Genomic DNA, 16,295 nt, shown 5'->3' on the forward strand with positions numbered 1-16,295 from the left:
CGAGGTGTGGGGTGGGTGTCGCTCCCGGTTCGTGTGGGTCGGGGCCGGGGCGGGGGGTATCCGTCCTCGGTCTGGCGCGGAATCGGTGGGGTTTCAAGAGCTCGGCGTTGACGCGCCAGCCGCTGCGGGCGGACACCCCCGCCCCGGCCCCTTGGCGCCGTCAGCGGCTGCCTGTGCGTGGTGGCTGTCGTCCCTGCGCTTCTGTTGTAGGCGGCCGGGCCGCGGAGCCGGTGCTGTCACCCGTATCGTTGATGTCGTCCGTACTCTCCGGTCCAGAAAGGCCGCAGCCGACATGGTGCAGATCAAGACCCCCGAGCAGATCGCCAAAATGCGCGAGGCGGGGCTGGTCGTCGCTGCCATCCACGCGGCGACGCGTGAGGCGGCCGTGCCGGGGGCGACGACGAAGGATCTGGACGAGGTCGCCCGGAAGGTGCTCGCCGAGCACGGGGCGAAGTCGAACTTCTTGGGGTACGGCGGGTTCCCCGCCACCATCTGCACGTCGGCCAACGAGGTCGTCGTCCATGGCATCCCGGACGAGAAGACCGTTCTGAAGGACGGCGACATCATCTCCATCGACGCCGGCGCGATCGTGGACGGCTGGCACGGTGATGCCGCTTACACCGCGTTCGTGGGCTCCGGTCACGCTCCGGAGCTGATCGAGCTCTCCCGGGTGACCGAGGAGTCGATGTGGGCCGGCATCGCGGCCATGAAGCTCGGCAACCGCCTGGTCGACGTCTCCCGCGCCATCGAGACGTACATCCGCCGCCAGCCGAAGCCCGGTGGCGGCAAGTACGGGATCATCGAGGACTACGGCGGCCACGGCATCGGCACCGAGATGCACATGGACCCGCATCTCCTGAACTACGTCGAGCGCAAGCGGGGCAAGGGCCCGAAGCTGGTCCCCGGCTTCTGCCTCGCCATCGAGCCGATGGTGTCCCTGGGCACCCCGAAGACCGATGTGCTTGAGGACGACTGGACGGTCATCACGACCGACGGCACCTGGTCCTCGCACTGGGAGCACTCGGTTGCCCTGACGGCGGAGGGCCCGCTGGTTCTGACGGCGCCTGATGGCGGCAAGGCCAAGCTGGCGGAGTACGGGATCACTGCCGCCCCGGATCCGCTCGCGTGAAGACGGCCCTCGCCGCGACCGCCGGTCGGAGGCCGGCGCAGCCGCTCGAAGCTTGTGAGGCGCCTCTGGCGCCGAGCCCGCGAGAGGGGCGTCGGGGATCGGTCGACTGGACGGTCATCACGACCGACGGCACCTGGTCCTCGCACTGGGAGCACTCGGTTGCCCTGACGGCGGAGGGCCCGCTGGTTCTGACCGCTCCCGATGGTGGCAAGGCCAAGCTCGCCGAGTACGGGATCACCGCTGCGCCGGACCCGCTGGCTTAATGATCTCCATAGCAGGGCATTCTTTCTCGATTCGTCTTTCCGAGGGCCCTGACGTAGACTGACTCGTCGGCTCTCGTGCACCCGCATGTCTGCATGCACTCGTGCGAAGTCGATCAAGGTAGTCGATTCGAAGGGCGAAGCGTGGCCAAGAAGCAAGGTGCCATCGAGATCGAGGGCACTGTCGTCGAGTCTCTTCCGAACGCCATGTTCAAGGTTGAGCTCCAGAACGGCCACCAGGTTCTGGCACACATCAGCGGCAAGATGCGTATGCACTACATCCGCATCCTCCCTGACGACCGGGTCGTGGTGGAGCTGTCTCCGTACGACCTGACGCGTGGCCGGATCGTCTACCGGTACAAGTAGATCTTGCCTTTACTCCGTGTTCCCGGTTCCGGGGCACGGGGGGTGGCACTGACCCGGAGAACCTCACCTAATGAAGGTCAAGCCGAGCGTCAAGAAGATCTGCGACAAGTGCAGGGTGATCCGCCGTCACGGCCGGGTCATGGTCATTTGCGAAAACCCGCGCCACAAGCAGCGCCAGGGCTGACGCACGACCGCACCTTCTGCACCCGCAGATACTTCGCGCGACGCAAGCAGTACATGTTCATACGCAGAATCCAGGGCTGATTCTCATCAGGCCTGACACCCCCGGTCGGAGGCCGGGGACCCGGTTCGTACCGAATCTTCCGAAGGGGAGACGACGGCGGGCGGGATTCGGTTCTGCGGAAGACCTCCGAACGACAACTGGAGCCATTGAATGGCACGCGTTTCCGGTGTTGACATCCCGCGTGAAAAGCGTGTGGAGGTCGCCCTCACCTACGTGTTCGGCATCGGCCGGACCCTCTCGCAGAAGACGCTGGCCGAGACCGGCGTCAACCCCGACACCCGCGTTCGTGACCTCTCCGAGGAGGAGCTGGTCCGGATCCGCGAGTACGTGGACGCCAACTTCAAGACCGAGGGTGACCTCCGTCGCGAGGTTCAGGCCGACATCCGCCGCAAGGTTGAGATCGGCTGCTACCAGGGTCTGCGCCACCGTCGTGGTCTGCCCGTCCACGGTCAGCGCACCAGCACGAACGCTCGTACCCGCAAGGGCCCGCGTCGCGCCATCGCCGGTAAGAAGAAGCCGGGCAAGAAGTAGTCCTCAGCGGACAACGCTTCACCAGCGGTCTTCGCTGTAGGACCGACCACCTCCCCGTAGGAGTAATAGATGCCCCCCAAGGGTCGTCAGGGCGCTGCCAAGAAGGTGCGCCGCAAGGAAAAGAAGAACGTCGCTCACGGGCACGCGCACATCAAGAGCACGTTCAACAACACGATCGTCTCGATCACGGACCCCTCGGGCAACGTGATCTCCTGGGCCTCCGCCGGCCACGTCGGCTTCAAGGGCTCGCGCAAGTCCACCCCCTTCGCCGCGCAGATGGCCGCCGAGTCGGCCGCCCGCCGCGCGCAGGAGCACGGCATGCGCAAGGTTGACGTCTTCGTCAAGGGTCCCGGCTCCGGCCGTGAGACCGCGATCCGCTCCCTCCAGGCCACGGGCCTCGAGGTCGGTTCGATCCAGGACGTCACCCCCACGCCGCACAACGGCTGCCGTCCGCCCAAGCGCCGCCGCGTCTGACGCACGGCCGCCGGCTGGTGGTTTGAGGTTTTCGGGCGGTACGGCTCCGCAAAGGGGCCGTATCGCCCGTACCCTTGCAGTACTCAAGGGCATCAAATAGTGGGTGTCCATGACTGAAGGATTCACTTCATGCTGATCGCTCAGCGTCCCTCGTTGACCGAAGAGGTCGTCGACGAATTCCGCTCCCGGTTCGTGATCGAGCCGCTGGAGCCGGGCTTCGGCTACACCCTCGGCAACTCCCTGCGTCGCACGCTCCTCTCCTCGATCCCCGGTGCGGCTGTCACCAGCATCCGGATCGACGGCGTTCTGCACGAGTTCACCACCGTGCCGGGCGTCAAGGAGGACGTCACCGACCTGATCCTCAACATCAAGCAGCTGGTCGTCTCCTCGGAGCACGACGAGCCGGTCGTGATGTACCTGCGCAAGCAGGGCCCGGGTCTGGTCACCGCCGCCGACATCGCGCCCCCGGCCGGTGTCGAGGTGCACAACCCCGACCTCGTCCTCGCCACGCTCAACGGCAAGGGCAAGCTGGAGATGGAGCTGACCGTCGAGCGCGGTCGCGGTTACGTCTCCGCCGTTCAGAACAAGCAGGTCGGTCAGGAGATCGGGCGCATCCCGGTCGACTCGATCTACTCGCCGGTTCTCAAGGTCACCTACAAGGTCGAGGCGACCCGTGTCGAGCAGCGCACCGACTTCGACAAGCTGATCGTCGACGTCGAGACCAAGCAGGCCATGCGTCCCCGTGACGCCATGGCGTCCGCGGGCAAGACGCTGGTCGAGCTCTTCGGCCTCGCCCGCGAGCTCAACATCGACGCCGAGGGCATCGACATGGGCCCGTCCCCCACGGACGCCGCCCTCGCCGCCGACCTGGCGCTGCCGATCGAGGAGCTGGAGCTCACGGTCCGCTCTTACAACTGCCTCAAGCGTGAGGGCATCCACTCCGTGGGTGAGCTCGTTGCCCGCTCCGAGGCCGACCTGCTCGACATTCGCAACTTCGGTGCGAAGTCGATCGACGAGGTCAAGGCGAAGCTGGCCGGCATGGGCCTGGCCCTCAAGGACAGCCCGCCCGGATTCGACCCGACCGCTGCCGCCGACGCCTTTGGTGCCGACGACGACGCGGATGCCGGGTTCGTCGAGACCGAGCAGTACTAGTCGCTCCGCGATACGGTCGAAATTCGGCTGCGGGGCCGTTGTGGCTGGTCGCGCAGTTCCCCGCGCCCCTTACGGGGCGCGGGTCTCCGACGGGTGATCGCCCGCTCGGACACTGACCTCGGTACCTGATACGGCCGGGGCAGACACCTAGGAGAAACACCATGCCGAAGCCCACCAAGGGTGCCCGTATGGGCGGCAGCGCCGCGCACGAGAAGCTGCTCCTCGCGAACCTCGCGAAGTCGCTCTTCGAGCACGGCCGCATCACCACCACCGAGGCGAAGGCCCGTCGCCTGCGCCCGTACGCGGAGCGTCTGGTCACCAAGGCGAAGAAGGGTGACCTTCACAACCGCCGTCAGGTGCTCGCGGTGATCACGGACAAGAGCATCGTGCACACGCTCTTCACCGAGATCGGCCCCCGCTACGAGAACCGCCCGGGTGGCTACACCCGTATCACCAAGATCGGTAACCGTCGTGGCGACAACGCGCCCATGGCTGTCATCGAGCTGGTGGAGGCCCTGACCGTGGCCCAGCAGGCCACCGGTGAGGCCGAGGCGGCCACCAAGCGTGCCGCCAAGGACGCCGAGGTCAAGGCTGAGGCTCCGGCCGAGGTCGTCGAGGACGCCAAGGTCGAGGACGCCGCTGAGGCTCCCGCCGAGGAGTCGAAGGACGCCTGAGGCACTGCCTTGCTGTGAGCGGGTCCGTCCCTTCGGGGGCGGGCCCGCTTTCGCGTATCTGAATGAAGTGGTTGCGGTGCTGAGAGGATCTAGGTGTGAGTGACGAAGCACAGCCCGGTTTCGTGCGGGTGCGGATGGATCTGTCGTACGACGGGACCGCGTTCTCCGGGTGGGCCAAGCAGGCCAGCGGGCGCAGGACCGTACAGGGGGAGATCGAGGACGCGCTGCGGACGGTCACCCGGTCGAAGGACACCACGTACGAGCTGACCGTCGCCGGGCGCACCGACGCCGGTGTGCACGCGCGCGGGCAGGTGGCGCATGTCGATCTGCCCGAGGAGCTGTGGGCCGAGCACGAGGAGAAGCTGCTCAAGCGGCTGGCCGGGCGGCTGCCGAAGGACGTGCGGATCTGGTCGCTGAGGGAAGCCCCCAGCGGGTTCAACGCGCGGTTCTCCGCGGTCTGGCGGCGGTATGCGTACCGGGTGACGGACAGCGCCGGGGGAGTGGATCCGCTGCTGCGCAATCACATCCTCTGGCACGACTGGCCACTTGACGTCGATGCCATGAACGAGGCCGCCCAACGGCTCGTCGGAGAGCACGACTTCGCCGCCTACTGCAAGAAGCGCGAGGGCGCCACGACCATTCGTACGCTCCAGGAGCTGAGCCTGGTGCGGGGTGAGGACGGCATCATCACTGCGACCGTGCGCGCCGATGCCTTCTGCCACAACATGGTGCGGTCGCTGATCGGGGCCCTGCTGTTCGTGGGGGACGGGCACCGCGGGCCGGACTGGCCCGGGAAGGTGCTGGGCGCCGGCGTACGGGATTCGGCCGTGCATGTCGTACGGCCGCACGGGCTGACGCTGGAGGAAGTCGGCTATCCGGCGGACGAGTTGCTGGCCGCGCGGAACAAGGAGGCGCGGAATAAGCGGACGTTGCCTGGGGCGGGCTGCTGCTGAGCGTCGAATGATTGGTGGGCCCCGGGATAAAGGGCGCGTGCGCAACCGGTGTGCCTGATGTGAAACCTGTTAGTTACCTATAATTTCCACGCAGATTAGTCCCATGTCGGGACTTACCTGGCGTAAGTCACTAGATGACCCTTACATCATTCTTACCTCTCGGATAGCCTTTCGTCTCTCGGTCTCGCGTTCGATGCGAGGCCGTTTGGGGTGGGGGTAACACGGGCCATCGGCCCGGAGGGTGGGAATGTCATCAACTGACTCTGCCCGCATGTCTGGAGCGGCCGGCGCCGGGGGGCGCAGGGCCGCACGGCACGGAGGACGGCGTGGTGCTGCCGAAGCACCGCTCGGGCTGCTGCCCGCGCCGCCCTCGCATGCGGAGAAGTATTCGTACGTGAAGCGGCGCCTGTGGGTGCTGACGCTGGCGTCGGTCGTCAGCTTCGGCTGCCTGACCGTCAGTCAGGTGGCGCTGGCGCAGGCCAGTCCCCTCATGTGGATCTTCGCGCCGCCGCTCGCCTTCACGGTGGTCTATTACCTGGTGTCGCTGAAGGTGAACGGTTTCACCAGGGACTTCGACTTCAGGTACCACCAGGAACTGGTGCGCGGCTGGCGGCCGGCGGTCTACCCGACCGTCGATGTCTTCCTGCCGGTGTGTGGCGAGCCCATCGAGGTGCTGCACAACACCTGGACGCACGTACGGCAGTTGGCCGACCGGTATCCCGGGCGGTGCGTGCCCTTCGTGCTCGACGACGGGGCGAGCCCGGAACTGGCCGCGATGGCCGCCGATTTCGGGTTCCGCTACGGCACTCGGGAGAACCGCGGCTGGTTCAAGAAAGCCGGCAATCTGCACTACGGCTTCGGACAGTCGGACGGCAAGTACATCCTCATCCTCGACGCCGACTTCACGCCGCGCTCCGACCTCCTGGAGGAGCTGCTGCCGTACATGGAGACGGACGAGCGCGTCGGCATCATCCAGTCGCCGCAGTACTTCCGGGTGCTCGACTCGCAGAACTGGATCGAGCGGGGTGCGGGCGCCGTACAGGAGCTCTTCTACCGTTCCGTGCAGGTGTCACGGCAGGGGAGCGACGGTGCGATATGCGTCGGCTCGTGTGCCATCTACCGGCGGGCCGCGCTCGACACCAACGGCGGTACGACGCTGATCGAGCACTCCGAGGACGTGCATACCGGCTTCGACCTGCGCGGACTCGGCTGGGACCTGAAGTACGTGCCCGTCGCGCTGTCGACCGGGGTGTGCCCGGACACGGCCGGGGCCTTCTTCAACCAGCAGTACCGCTGGTGCTCGGGCTCGATGTCGCTGCTCGGCAGCAAGAAGTTCTGGGACGCGCCGATCCGGTTCTCCAGCCGGCTCTGCTACATGTCCGGGTTCTTCTACTACATCCACACCGCGCTGTTCACCTTCGTGGCGCCGCTCGTGCCGATCCTCCTGCTGCTCACCAGCCCCGAGATGCTCCAGGTCAAGCACCTGGTGTGGGTACTGCCCAGCATCGTCTACACGACCATGATCTTCCCGATGTGGCACAAGTCGCCGTACCGGCTCGAGGCCTGGTCGGCGCGGATGATGTACGGCTGGGCGCATGTCTTCGCCATCTGGGACATCCTGCGCAAGCAGCGCATGGGCTGGCAGCCGACCGGGTCCAAGGGCGCGAAGAAGAACAAGACCCGGCGGTTCTGGCTGGGACTGTGGCTCTGGAGCGGCGGTACGGCCGTGGTCTGGGTAGGCGCCGCCGTGTACCGGCTGTTCACCGGCTATCCGCCGGACTTCGCCCTCGTCCTGTCCTCCGGGCTGTTCTACGCGCTGGTGGTTGCCCGCGCGCTGATCCAGCCCAAGGAGCATCACACCGAGGCGCAGGCCCCGGAGCTCCAGACCGTAGGTGACACCGCATGATCCGCAAAACGCTGCTCCCGCTGGCCCTGGTGCTCATGGCCCTCGCGGGGGTCTCCGGCTGCGGCCTGCTCGGGGGCGACAGCGACCCCGCGGCCGACGCCGCCCGTGAGCCGTCCGCCGGTGCCTCCTCGACGCGAGCACCGCAACTGCCGTACGACGTGAAGAAGCTGCTGCACCCCGCCAAGAAGTACTTCGGGGTCGCCGTGGACGGCGCGCCCAGCTCGATGAAGCCCGTGGACGCCTTCGCCAAGACCGTCGGAAAGCAGCCGAACCTGGTCGGGTCGTACTCGTCGTGGGGCGACGGCTTCAACGCCGAGGGTGCGAAGAACGTCTTCGAGGACGGCGGGATGCTGTACGTCTCGTGGGAGCCGTTCAAGCCCAGCCTCGCCAAGATCGCGGACGGTTCGCAGGACTCGTACATCAGGAAGTACGCGGCGAGCGTCCGTAAGACGAACGTGCCCGTCGCGATCAGCTTCGGGCACGAGATGAACGGCCACTGGTACCCGTGGGGGACCAAGGACACCAAGGCCGCGACCTTCGTGATGGCGTGGCAGCACATCCACAACCTCTTCCAGGAGGTCGGCGCCACCAACGTCATCTGGGTGTGGAGCCCCAACGTCATCAACCCTGTCCCGTCCGTGAAGCTGAACTGGTACTGGCCCGGTGACGCGTACGTCGACTGGGTCGGGATCGTCGGTTACTGGACGACGTCCGGTGCCCACACCTTCGACACCCTGTACGGGCCCACCCGGCGACAGGTGGCCACGTTCACCGACAAGCCGGTGCTGATCAGCGAGACCGCGGCGGAGCCCGGGGAGCGGCGGCGCGCCGATGTGCGTGGGTTGCTCGGCGGGGTGGAGGACAACGACGACGTCCTCGGCTTCCTCTGGTTCAACATCACCAAGCGGGCCGACTGGCGCATCCAGAGCAGCCCGCTGGCCCTGGCCGAGTTCAAGCGCCTGATCGCCGACGACGCCTTCGGATTCGAGGTGCCGCGGTCATGAGCAATGAGCAGCAGCAGGAGTACGAGCGGCAGCAGGAGTACGCGCGCCAGCAGGAGTACGCGCGCCAGCAGTACGAGCAGCAGTACTGGCAGCAGCAGGCGTCGCAGGCCTCGCAGGTCCCGCATGTTCAGGAAAGTCAGGAATCGTTTCCGCGACAGTCGGGCCAGCCGCAGCCGGGGTATCAGCAGTCCACCCAGCAGCCGACCCAGCCGCACCCGGGCCACCCGGGCGCCTGGCAGCAGCAGTACCCCCCGTACAGCGCCCCGCAAGCCCCCGCCGACGAGCCCGAGTCCGACGCCGACTACTACGTCCCGCACTACACGGTCCTCGCACCGGAACCCGAGCCCGAACCCGGCTATGTGCTGCCCGAGGTCCCCGTCTCCGCCTGGTCGGTCGACAACAGCCGCTCGGCGTGGATCAGCCGCGGTGTGCTGGTGCTGATCCTGCTGGTGCAGGCGGGGCTGTCCTTCCGGCTGGACGGCAGCGCCTTCCCGCAGGAGGCGAAGTTCCTGCTGTCCGACGGCACCTTCTCGGGGCCGCTGGCCGACCTTGGGCTGACCGGTGTCCGGACGCTGAGCCTGGCCTGGGCGCTGGGCGCGACGGCCCTGCTGTTCGGTGCGACCAGACTGCTCTTCAACGCGCGGGCTGGTCTCGCGGCCGCCGCGATGTATTCCGTACTGCAGTCGACCGCCTTCACCGGCCGGTACGCCTCGCTGCACTCCCTGTCGCTGTTCCTGCTCGCCGCGGCCCTGTGGCTGCTGGCCAGGACCCGGCAGTCGAGCCCCGCGGCCGTGTTGGTGGCGACGCCCTTCGCGGCGCTCGCGCCGTTCGCCGCGTACTCGGCGGCGCTGTACCTGCCGTCGCTGACGGTGCTCGCTGTGCTGACCGCCTACCGTTTCCGCGGGGCGGGCGCCTTCGTGCGCGGGGCGTTCTTCGCGGCGGCCACCGGGGTCCTGTGCTTCGTGGGCGTCCAGCTGAACGGCACGCCGGGCGGCTGGAACGTGCACGACACCGACAGCGCGACGAGTCTGCTCAAGGAGAGCGCCGAGTGGGGCGGGGTCGTCCTGCTGGTGGCCGTGATCGGCGCCGTCGGCTTCGCCCGCCGGGCCCGGATGGGCGAGATGCCCTGGTCCGAGAGCTCCGCGCCGGGCACGGTCCGCCGGTCCGCGCTGGGCCTGACGATGTGCGCCACGGCGCTGCTCGCCCCGCTCTACCAGGCCTACCTGGGCAACGGCAGCTCGCTGCACATCCACGTCGGCTTCGGTCTGCTCTTCGCGGTGCCGATGGCGGGCCTAGGCATCTCCCGGATGATGGGCGCGCACTTCCGCTACCCGCAGATCGGCATCATGCTCTACGTCGCCGCGCTGGTCGTGGGTATGGCGCAGACCCAGGAGCTGTACCGGCCGCCGGACTCGGCCGCAATGATCGGCGCGCTGCGCGAGGTCGCGGACGGCAAGGGCAGCTACCTCACCGACGAGCCCGAGATCTCCGCGTACTACCTGCGCGCGAAGACCGACCCGGGCCAGTGGCACCGGGCCGGGCGCGGGGCCGCGCTGACCTCCGCCGTGAAGAAGGGCTCGTACGACGCGATCGTGCTGCGGGCCGCCTCCGTGCCCGACGTGCTGCGCGGCAACGCGCACTACCGCCTGCTCGCCGTGCTGCGGCCGGCCGACAAGGACAGCGCCGGCGGGCGGGCGCCGTACCGGATCTGGGTGAAGCAATGACGGCGTACGCACAGGCTCCGCATGCGGAGCCGGAGGCCACGGAAGGGCGCGCGGCCAGACGTCGTGCCGACCGCGGCGGGAAGGGCTCCGCGCTGCTCGTCTTCGCGCTGCCCGCGCTGGTCGCGCTCGCCTGTGTGCTGCCCGGCCTCGGCAAGCGTCAGCTGTGGCGCGACGAGCACGCCACCTGGTGGGCGTCCTCACTGTCGTGGCACTTCCTCGGGCGGCTGATCGACAACATCGACGTCGTCTTCACGCCGTACTACGCGGGCATGCACCTGTGGATCGCGGTGGCCGGTGACTCGCCGGCCGCGCTGCGGTTGCCGGGTGCGCTGGCCATGGGAGTCTCAGCCGGTCTGGTCGGGCTCCTCGGGCGGCGGATGTTCGCCGTGCGGACCGGGCTGCTGGCCGGGCTGCTGTTCGCGGTGGTCCCGGCGATCACCCGGTACGGGCAGGAGTCGCGGCCGTACGCCTTCGCGACGCTCTTCGCGTTGCTCGCCACGCTGCTCCTGCTGCGTGCTCTGGAGAAGCCGAGCCTGCGGGACTGGACCCTGTATGCACTCGCGATCGCGGCGACCGGATTCGGTCACCTGGTCTCGATGTCCGTGCTCGCCGGGCATCTGGGCCTGGTCGTCCTGGCGAAGAAGCGCGGCGACCGGATCGCGCACTACGCCTTCGCGGGCGCGGCGCTGCTCGGTCTGTCCATCACCATGCCGATGGTGGCGCAGGGGTCCGGGCAGAGCGGGCAGATCGCCTGGAACAACCCCACGACCGAGGACCTGATCGACTTTCCGAAGGACCTGTTCGGTTCGTGGATCACCGGCGGGGCCGTGATGGGCCTCGGCCTGCTCGGGCTGCTGGCGGCCCGTCGTTACGCGCTGTTGCTCGGCACCTGGGCGGTCCTGCCGCCCGTGCTCACCTTCCTGACCGCCGATCAGCTGCACCTGTTCCTGCCGCGCTATCTCCTCTTCATCATCCCGGCGTGGACCCTGCTGGTCGCCGCCGCGGTCACCCGGCTCGCGGGGCGGCTCGACCCCGAGAACCGGCCGGGCGCCGCGGCGAAGGCGGTCGGCGGGCTGCTGGTGGCGGCCGTCGCCGCCGGGTACGCCTTCGTGGCGTGGCCCGCGATCGGTGTCGCCAAGAAGGACCTGCCCATGGAGCCGGACTACGCGGCGGCGGCGAACGCGATCGCGTCCGGCGAGAAACCCGGCGACGGAATGATCTTCAACGGCGGGATGTCCGAGCGCCGCGCCATCGCGTACGAACTGCGGGACCGCAAGGCCCCCAAGGACGTGCTCATGGAGTGGACCCCGCAGCAGAACGGCTCGTACGGCGCGAGCGAGTGCAAGCGCCCGGCCCGCTGTCTCAAGGGTGTCGACCGGCTCTGGCTGGTGTCGACGATCAGCGACGGCCGGCCGCTGCTGACCGGCGCGGACAAGAAGAAGGCCGCGGCGATCGAGAAGGACTTCAAGGCCACGCGCACGGTGAAGCTGAACCACGTCGTCGTGCAGGTGCTGGAGCGCAAGTAGCGGTGGTCGACAGCATGAAAGGTAAGGAGGCCGCCCGTATGCGGCTCACAGTCATAGGCACCGGCTATCTCGGTGCCACCCACGCCGCCTGTATGGCGGAGCTCGGCCACGACGTGCTCGGTGTCGACGTCGACCCCGACAAGGTGGCCGCGCTGGCCGCCGGGCGGGTGCCGTTCCACGAGCCCGGGCTCGGCGAGCTCGTGCGGAAGCACCTCGCCTCGGGGCGGCTGCGCTTCACGACCTCCTGTGAGGAGGCGGCGGCTTTCGGACAGGTGCACTTCGTGTGTGTCGGGACCCCGCAGCGCAAGGACTCCGAGGGTGCCGACCTCACGTACGTGGACGCGGCGTTCGCGGCGATCGCCGGGCACGCGTCCGAGGACGCGCTGCTCGTCGGGAAGTCCACCGTGCCCGTGGGGACCGCCCGGCGGCTCGCGGACGCGCACGCCGTGGAGGTCGCCTGGAACCCGGAGTTCCTGCGCGAGGGCTTCGCCGTTCAGGACACGCTGCGGCCGGACCGGCTGGTGTTCGGGGTCGAGTCGGAGCGGGCGGAATCGATCCTCCGGGAGGTGTACGCCCCCGTCCTCGCCGCCGGGACCCCGCTGGTCACCGCCGACTTCCCGACCGCCGAGCTGGTCAAGACGGCGGCCAACGCCTTCCTCGCCACGAAGATCTCGTTCATCAACGCGATGGCGGAGGTGTGCGAGGCCGCGGGCGGTGATGTCTCCGTACTGGCCGAGGCCCTGGGGCACGACGAGCGGATCGGCGGCAAGTTCCTGCGCGCCGGTGTCGGCTTCGGCGGCGGCTGTCTGCCCAAGGACATCCGCGCCTTCGCGCACCGCGCCGGCGAACTGGGCGTCTCGCTCGACTTCCTGCGCGAGGTCGACGCGATCAACATGCGGCGCCGGGACAAGGTGGTCGCGCTGGCGCGCGAGCTGTGCGGAGGCGGGGTGCTGGGCGCGCGGATCGCCGTCCTGGGCGCCGCCTTCAAGCCGGACTCGGACGACATCCGCGACTCGCCCGCGCTGAACGTGGCCGCACGGCTGAAACTCGACGGTGCCGACGTCACGGTCTACGACCCCGAGGCGATGGACAACGCCCGCAAGGCGTTTCCGCTCCTCGGGTACGCGGTCTCGGCCGAGGAGGCGCTGCGCGGGGCCGACCTCGTGCTGCATCTGACCGAGTGGCCGCAGTTCCGTGCGCTGGACCCCGGGCGGCTCGCTTCGCTGGTCTCCCGTCCGCGGATCGTGGACGGCAGGGGGGTGCTCGACGCGGACCGCTGGACCGCGGCGGGCTGGCAGTTCCGGGCGCTGGGAAAGCCCGCGCCCGCTGGTGAGGGGCCCTATGGGGAGGGCTCATTTGGGGAGGGAACACAGAGATGACGGACGAGAGCTACGCCGGGGTGCCGGTCACCGTGGTGATGCCGACGTACAACGAGGCCGCGAATCTGCCCCGGATGGCTGAGGCGGTCCTTCAACTGCCGCTCGCCGGGCTCCACTTGAAGATCGTGGACGACTCCAGTCCGGACGGCACCGGGCGGATCGCCGACGAGCTCGCCGAGAAGTACAACGCCGACGGACGGCGCCGGATGAGCGTGCTGCACCGGACCGAGAAGGACGGTCTGGGGCGGGCGTACACGGCCGGGATGAGCGCCGCCCTCGACGAGGGCGCCGAGTACGTGGTGCAGATGGACGCCGACGGCAGCCACCCCGTGGACGCCGTGCCCCGGATGCTCGGCACCGCCGTGGCCACCCGCGTGGGGCTCGTCATCGGCAGCCGGTACGTCGAGGGCGGCTCGCTCGACGAGGACTGGGGCGCGCACCGGGTGCTGCTCTCGCGCTTCGCGAACGGGTACGCGCGCGCCGTGCTCGGCACCAAGATCCGGGACATCACCGCCGGGTTCAACCTGTGGTCGGCGGCGACCCTGCGCGATGTCGACCTGGCCACGCTGGACAGCGCGGGCTACAGCTTCCAGGTCGAACTCAAGTACAAGGCCGTACGCGCCGGACACAGCGCGGTGGAGATCCCGATCCGCTTCGAGGAGCGGACCGAGGGGGTCTCCAAGATGACACTGCGTACGCAGCTGGAGTCGGCGGTCGTGCCGATCCGGCTGCGGCTGAAGCACAAGTAGCGGGCTCCCGCGTCGGCGGTGGCCGGTTACTCGTTGGCCGCCGCCGACGCCTGGGCCTCGCCCCGCCGGCGGATCTGCCGGAAGGCGAACTCGGCGAGGTCGTCGCCGGTCGTGAAGACCTTGGTGTCCTTGGTCGTCACGTCCTTGCCGTTGGTGAAGCCGGCGAGCGTGAAGTAGGCGTAACGGCCGTAGGAGTTGGTGGTCGAGCGGCAGACCGCCGCGTCGCAGAAGGACTTGACGCCGTTGCCGGACAGCGAGTTGATGATGCTCTTCTTGTCCGCGTCGCCCTTGGCCTTGGTCGCCTGGGCCTCGGTGTCGAAGACGGCCACGCCGACCGTCACCGCGACGCCGTCCCTGGTGTAGGTGACGCGCAGGACGCGCGTGCAGTCGTTCTTGGTGAGGACGGCCGGGAGGCTGCCCTTCACGGCCGAGGCGCACTTCGTCGTGTCGGCCGTCGGGCCCTTGCGGTAGACGCGGTCACCCATCGTGAGCTGCGTACCGGGGAAGAGGATGTCCGGGCTGAGCGCCGCCGTGTCCTTCTCCGCGCTGGATATGAAGTCCTTCGGATCCAGCGGGGGAGGGGCCGAGGTCGGCGCGAACGACGGGGCCGGAGCGGTGGTCTCGCTCGGGATGGTCGCGGTCGCCGGCAGGTTGGAGGGCTGGTTCGAGGCCTGGGTGTCCCCGTTCGCGGACACGACGGCCACGGCGACGGCCGCGCCGACCGCGACCGTGGCGAGCGCTCCGCCGCCGATGAACAGCACTCTGCGGCGCTTGTTGCGTGACTCGGACGCCTCGGCGAGTGCCGCCCAGTCAGGAGTCCGATCGGCGTTCTGGCCGCCCCACTGAGGCTGCTGAGAACCCGGCTTCCAGGGATCCCACGGGGGCTGCCCCTGCCCACCCTGCCCATAACTCATGCGCCGCATCTTAGACGGGCGTCGGGGGGTGCCGTTCCGCTTCACAGCGCACCTGAGCCCCTAGCGTGACCTGCATGGATACGGATAAAAGCGATATCTCCGGGTGGTTGGTGCGCCGCGCTCCCCGGCACGCGTGTGCGGTGCTGGCCGCGGTGCTGTGCCTGCGGGTGGTGAACGTCGCGCGCGCCACCTCGGACGGCGGGATGGACAACGCGATCGTCGTCCGGGCCGCCCGGACCTGGCTGGACGGGGGCTCGCCCTACGCCGACCCGCACTTCCTCTATCTGCCCGGCGCGGTGCTCGCGGCCGTCCCGCAGGCGCTGCTGCCGCTGTCCGCACTGCGGGTGCTGGTCCCGCTGACGGTGACCGCGCTGCTGGTGGCGGGCTGGGCCTGCGCGCTCCGGGTCCATGAGATCTCCTGGCGCAGCCGCTTCGCCGTGCTCGGCCTGACCGCACTCGCGCTGGGCTTCGCGCCCTTCGGCCATCTGGTGACGCTCGGCAACTGGACCGTGACGGCGGCGGCCGCGCTGCCGCTGGGGCTGCTGTGCGCGGTGCGCGGGCGATGGGTCCTGGCGGGGGCGGTGATCGGTACCGCGATCGTCCTGAAGCCGCTGCTCGCACCGATGGCGCTGCTCTTCGTCCTCGCCCGGCGGTGGCGGGGGCTGGCCGCCCTGGTGCTGGTCCCGGCGGTGGTCTCCGGCGGGGCGGCCCTGCTGATGCCCGACCCTGCGGGATTCGTCACACGGACGCTGCCGTTCCTGCTGCGGGGGCACGACAATTTCGTACGGCAGTACGAGGCGTCGCCGGGGGCGGTGCTGACCCGGCTCGGGGTGCCGCAGGGGGCGGCGGCCTCGCTCGCCCTCGCGGCCGCCGGCGCGGGGGTCTGGTGTGCGTACCGGCGCTGGAACCGTGCCGATCCCGGGCCGCTGCGGCTCGTCGAGACCGCCGCGACGCTGATGCTCTCGGCGTTCCTGGTGTCCCGGCCGTCGTACGACCACTATCTGCTCGTCGTCCTGCCGCTGCTCCTCGCGGGTGTGCCGCACCCGGGTTCGGTGGCCCGTAGCCCCTGGTTCTGGCTCGCCCTGCTGCCGCAGGTTCCGGGCTTCAGCTGGCCCTGGCTGGAGCCGGTGACGCGCCGGGCCTTCCGGGACTGCCTTACCCTTTGTGTACTGGCCGCCGCGGTGGCGACAGCCCGGCGCCCGGCGCCGGACGGACCCGCAGCGGCACCCAGGCCAGTCACGGACCGCGAGGCCCGCGTTTTGACCCGTACGGGGCAGCGCGGGTAAGCTCGCAGTTCGTTATGTGTATTG

Annotated in this window: 16 protein-coding genes and 1 pseudogene; 16 read left to right on the top strand and 1 reads right to left on the bottom strand. The window is 69.1% G+C overall.

The features are described 5' to 3' along the window. The first annotated feature begins 292 nt into the window (after window positions 1–292). The 15 genes and pseudogenes from map to OG975_RS28955 all read left to right on the top strand — a co-directional run bounded on the left by map (window position 293) and on the right by OG975_RS28955 (window position 14,071). Window positions 293–1,129, top strand: a complete 837-nt coding sequence (gene map, locus OG975_RS28885) for a type I methionyl aminopeptidase (RefSeq protein WP_327431006.1) — start codon at window positions 293–295, stop codon at window positions 1,127–1,129. A 98-nt stretch (window positions 1,130–1,227) separates the two neighbouring features. Next, window positions 1,228–1,392 (top strand): annotated as a pseudogene (locus OG975_RS28890) (type I methionyl aminopeptidase); the annotation flags it as partial. A gap of 141 nt (window positions 1,393–1,533) precedes the next feature. Next, complete coding sequence (gene infA, locus OG975_RS28895; protein WP_003948620.1) at window positions 1,534–1,755, top strand: translation initiation factor IF-1; 222 nt, start codon at window positions 1,534–1,536, stop codon at window positions 1,753–1,755. A 70-nt stretch (window positions 1,756–1,825) separates the two neighbouring features. Continuing rightward, window positions 1,826–1,939 (top strand): 50S ribosomal protein L36, encoded by a 114-nt coding sequence (gene rpmJ / locus OG975_RS28900; protein WP_003998809.1) that lies wholly within the window; start codon window positions 1,826–1,828, stop codon window positions 1,937–1,939. 210 nt (window positions 1,940–2,149) lie between these two features. After that, the gene (gene rpsM, locus OG975_RS28905; protein ID WP_266455950.1) at window positions 2,150–2,530 is read left to right on the top strand and encodes a 30S ribosomal protein S13; all 381 of its coding nucleotides are present in this window, start codon (window positions 2,150–2,152) and stop codon (window positions 2,528–2,530) included. A 69-nt stretch (window positions 2,531–2,599) separates the two neighbouring features. Further along, window positions 2,600–3,004 carry a 30S ribosomal protein S11 gene (gene rpsK / locus OG975_RS28910; RefSeq protein ID WP_003956432.1) on the top strand — a complete coding sequence of 135 codons (405 nt, stop codon included), beginning with the start codon at window positions 2,600–2,602 and terminating at the stop codon, window positions 3,002–3,004. A 129-nt stretch (window positions 3,005–3,133) separates the two neighbouring features. Beyond that, window positions 3,134–4,156, top strand: a complete 1,023-nt coding sequence (locus OG975_RS28915) for a DNA-directed RNA polymerase subunit alpha (protein ID WP_003966937.1) — start codon at window positions 3,134–3,136, stop codon at window positions 4,154–4,156. 161 nt (window positions 4,157–4,317) lie between these two features. Next, window positions 4,318–4,830 carry a 50S ribosomal protein L17 gene (rplQ, locus tag OG975_RS28920; RefSeq protein WP_327431007.1) on the top strand — a complete coding sequence of 171 codons (513 nt, stop codon included), beginning with the start codon at window positions 4,318–4,320 and terminating at the stop codon, window positions 4,828–4,830. 95 nt (window positions 4,831–4,925) lie between these two features. After that, window positions 4,926–5,783, top strand: coding sequence for a tRNA pseudouridine(38-40) synthase TruA (truA, locus tag OG975_RS28925; RefSeq protein ID WP_406332295.1), 858 nt, complete (start codon window positions 4,926–4,928; stop codon window positions 5,781–5,783). A 271-nt stretch (window positions 5,784–6,054) separates the two neighbouring features. Beyond that, window positions 6,055–7,689 carry a glycosyltransferase family 2 protein gene (locus tag OG975_RS28930; protein ID WP_406332296.1) on the top strand — a complete coding sequence of 545 codons (1,635 nt, stop codon included), beginning with the start codon at window positions 6,055–6,057 and terminating at the stop codon, window positions 7,687–7,689. After that, complete coding sequence (locus OG975_RS28935) at window positions 7,686–8,693, top strand: glycoside hydrolase family 26 protein (protein WP_406332297.1); 1,008 nt, start codon at window positions 7,686–7,688, stop codon at window positions 8,691–8,693. Before OG975_RS28930 ends, OG975_RS28935 begins: the two co-directional genes overlap by 4 nt. After that, window positions 8,690–10,417 carry a hypothetical protein gene (locus OG975_RS28940; RefSeq protein WP_406332298.1) on the top strand — a complete coding sequence of 576 codons (1,728 nt, stop codon included), beginning with the start codon at window positions 8,690–8,692 and terminating at the stop codon, window positions 10,415–10,417. The genes OG975_RS28935 and OG975_RS28940 overlap by 4 nt, the downstream gene beginning before the upstream one ends. After that, window positions 10,414–11,943, top strand: a complete 1,530-nt coding sequence (locus OG975_RS28945; RefSeq protein ID WP_406332299.1) for a glycosyltransferase family 39 protein — start codon at window positions 10,414–10,416, stop codon at window positions 11,941–11,943. Before OG975_RS28940 ends, OG975_RS28945 begins: the two co-directional genes overlap by 4 nt. Window positions 11,944–11,981: 38 nt before the next feature. Then, the gene (locus OG975_RS28950; protein WP_406332300.1) at window positions 11,982–13,322 is read left to right on the top strand and encodes a UDP-glucose dehydrogenase family protein; all 1,341 of its coding nucleotides are present in this window, start codon (window positions 11,982–11,984) and stop codon (window positions 13,320–13,322) included. After that, entirely contained in the window at window positions 13,319–14,071 is a 753-nt protein-coding gene (locus OG975_RS28955; protein ID WP_406332301.1) for a polyprenol monophosphomannose synthase, read from the top strand. Before OG975_RS28950 ends, OG975_RS28955 begins: the two co-directional genes overlap by 4 nt. 26 nt (window positions 14,072–14,097) lie before the next feature. On the opposite strand, the gene OG975_RS28960 is transcribed toward OG975_RS28955, so the two are convergent. Continuing rightward, entirely contained in the window at window positions 14,098–14,985 is an 888-nt protein-coding gene (locus OG975_RS28960; RefSeq protein ID WP_406332302.1) for a hypothetical protein, read from the bottom strand. Between the two features lie 74 nt (window positions 14,986–15,059). Between OG975_RS28960 and OG975_RS28965 the strand changes: the two genes are divergently transcribed. After that, window positions 15,060–16,271: a glycosyltransferase family 87 protein gene (locus OG975_RS28965; protein ID WP_406332304.1), complete on the top strand. Its 1,212-nt coding sequence runs from the start codon at window positions 15,060–15,062 to the stop codon at window positions 16,269–16,271. The last annotated feature ends 24 nt before the right edge of the window (window positions 16,272–16,295 follow it).

This window comes from Streptomyces sp. NBC_00203 (assembly GCF_045206325.1).
Classification (GTDB): domain Bacteria; phylum Actinomycetota; class Actinomycetes; order Streptomycetales; family Streptomycetaceae; genus Streptomyces; species Streptomyces lutosisoli.

Excerpts from the sequence above, each read along its gene's own strand:
- rpsK (WP_003956432.1), top strand. The coding sequence starts at position 2,600 with ATGCCCCCCAAGGGTCGTCAGGGCGCTGCCAAGAAGGTGCGCCGCAAG.
- OG975_RS28915 (WP_003966937.1), top strand. The coding sequence starts at position 3,134 with ATGCTGATCGCTCAGCGTCCCTCGTTGACCGAAGAGGTCGTCGACGAA.
- rpsM (WP_266455950.1), top strand. The coding sequence starts at position 2,150 with ATGGCACGCGTTTCCGGTGTTGACATCCCGCGTGAAAAGCGTGTGGAG.
- map (WP_327431006.1), top strand. The coding sequence starts at position 293 with ATGGTGCAGATCAAGACCCCCGAGCAGATCGCCAAAATGCGCGAGGCG.
- OG975_RS28945 (WP_406332299.1), top strand. The coding sequence starts at position 10,414 with ATGACGGCGTACGCACAGGCTCCGCATGCGGAGCCGGAGGCCACGGAA.
- rpmJ (WP_003998809.1), top strand. The coding sequence starts at position 1,826 with ATGAAGGTCAAGCCGAGCGTCAAGAAGATCTGCGACAAGTGCAGGGTG.
- OG975_RS28955 (WP_406332301.1), top strand. The coding sequence starts at position 13,319 with ATGACGGACGAGAGCTACGCCGGGGTGCCGGTCACCGTGGTGATGCCG.
- rplQ (WP_327431007.1), top strand. The coding sequence starts at position 4,318 with ATGCCGAAGCCCACCAAGGGTGCCCGTATGGGCGGCAGCGCCGCGCAC.
- OG975_RS28940 (WP_406332298.1), top strand. The coding sequence starts at position 8,690 with ATGAGCAATGAGCAGCAGCAGGAGTACGAGCGGCAGCAGGAGTACGCG.
- OG975_RS28930 (WP_406332296.1), top strand. The coding sequence starts at position 6,055 with ATGTCTGGAGCGGCCGGCGCCGGGGGGCGCAGGGCCGCACGGCACGGA.
- OG975_RS28935 (WP_406332297.1), top strand. The coding sequence starts at position 7,686 with ATGATCCGCAAAACGCTGCTCCCGCTGGCCCTGGTGCTCATGGCCCTC.
- OG975_RS28950 (WP_406332300.1), top strand. The coding sequence starts at position 11,982 with ATGCGGCTCACAGTCATAGGCACCGGCTATCTCGGTGCCACCCACGCC.
- OG975_RS28965 (WP_406332304.1), top strand. The coding sequence starts at position 15,060 with ATGGATACGGATAAAAGCGATATCTCCGGGTGGTTGGTGCGCCGCGCT.
- OG975_RS28960 (WP_406332302.1), bottom strand. The coding sequence starts at position 14,985 with ATGAGTTATGGGCAGGGTGGGCAGGGGCAGCCCCCGTGGGATCCCTGG.